The sequence below is a fragment of the Streptomyces sp. CT34 genome, from assembly GCF_000805335.1.
In the GTDB taxonomy this organism is placed as follows: domain Bacteria; phylum Actinomycetota; class Actinomycetes; order Streptomycetales; family Streptomycetaceae; genus Streptomyces.
Genome location: NZ_KN708638.1, coordinates 6452246 through 6452650, shown reverse-complemented (window position 1 = coordinate 6452650; position 405 = coordinate 6452246). Strand labels below are relative to the sequence as shown.

General features: G+C 80.5%; 1 protein-coding gene. It reads right to left on the bottom strand.

Annotation, left to right across the window (positions count from 1 at the left end; translation table 11 throughout):
* Positions 1 to 399: hypothetical protein (locus tag RZ84_RS28140; RefSeq protein WP_198540061.1), on the bottom strand; the 399-nt coding region annotated here is incomplete at its 3' end.
* Positions 400 to 405 lie beyond the last annotated feature (6 nt).

Sequence of the window (405 nt, the reverse complement as noted above, 5' to 3'; positions counted from 1 at the left end):
GGGGGGGGGGGAGCCGGTGAACGGCACGGCGCGCGGCGGCGCGAGCTCGGCGCCCTGCTGCACCTGGCCCGCCAGGCACACCGGGTGCGCGGGATGCCCGGCGGGTGCCGGGTGGTCCGCGCTGTGGGCGGGGTCCGCGTGCACGGGGTGCGCCCGGTGCACCGGAAGTGCGGCGCGCTGGGCACGCACACCGTCCCGGGCCGCAACGGGCTGCTGAGCGGCGGCAGTTGTACGGGCGGCGGCCGGTACGGCGCTGTCGAGGTGGCCCTCGGCGCTCTCCGCCCGCGCGCCGTGCGCGAGCAGCACCGCGAGCAGCAGCACGGCCGCCCACAGCGCCCGGAACGGCACCGCGCGATCGCGGTGCCGTACGGCGCTCAGGGGCGGCGGGGCCGTTGCCATGCCGCG